The sequence below is a fragment of the Acidovorax sp. ST3 genome, from assembly GCF_003231145.1.
Taxonomy (GTDB): Bacteria; Pseudomonadota; Gammaproteobacteria; order Burkholderiales; family Burkholderiaceae_C; genus Acidovorax.
Window position 1 is genome coordinate 1 of sequence record NZ_QKVP01000039.1, and the last position, 689, is coordinate 689.

Annotated in this window: 2 protein-coding genes; one reads left to right on the forward strand and one right to left on the reverse strand. The window is 58.6% G+C overall.

Annotated elements, in window-relative coordinates; translation table 11 throughout:
- Positions 1-3: 3 nt before the first annotated feature.
- Positions 4-171: a SufE family protein gene (locus tag DNK89_RS25075; RefSeq protein WP_370220971.1), complete on the forward strand. Its 168-nt coding sequence runs from the start codon at positions 4-6 to the stop codon at positions 169-171.
- A gap of 148 nt (positions 172-319) precedes the next feature.
- On the opposite strand, the gene DNK89_RS23405 is transcribed toward DNK89_RS25075, so the two are convergent.
- The coding region (locus tag DNK89_RS23405) for a MucR family transcriptional regulator (protein WP_110962007.1) at positions 320-689 on the reverse strand (370 nt) is incomplete at its 5' end.

Consider the following 689-nt stretch of genomic DNA (forward strand, 5'->3'; position numbering starts at 1 on the left):
GCACTGTTTTCGGGCCGCCCTTCCAGCGAAATCCTCAAGACCGACGCGGAAGCCACGCTGAAAACGCTGGGGCTGGACGAGCATCTTTCGCCACAGCGGGCCAATGGGCTGCGCTCGATGGTCAAGCGCATCAAGCATGACGCCGAAGCGGCTCTGACGCAGGCTGCCTGAGTTTTATCCGGATCAGCAAGCCGCCCTCGCAGCCCTTGCAACAGCGATAACCTGAACAAGCAGCGAAAGAAAAACGGCGCCGAAAGGCGCCGTTCAACACTATACCCGAAGTATACTCGACGGGATACTCCAGGATCGACTGCTGGATTCAGCGTCCCTTGCGCTTGCGACCCAAACCCATCTTCTTTGCAAGCTGCGAGCGGGCGGCAGCGTAGTTCGGTGCCACCATCGGATAGCTGGCATCCAGGCCCCACTTCTCGCGATACTGATCCGGGGTGAGCCCGTAGTGGGTCATCAAATGACGCTTGAGCGACTTGAACTTCTTACCGTCCTCAAGGCAGACGATGTATTCGTCATGAACCGAACGCTTCGGGTTGACGGCCGGCTTCTGCTTGTCAGCAGGCGGCTGTTCCACCGTTCCACCCACTCTGCCCAGGGCAGCGTGAACGTCTGCGATCAGATTAGGCAATTCACCGACAGGAACGGGATTGTTGCTGACATAAGCGGCAACGACGTCC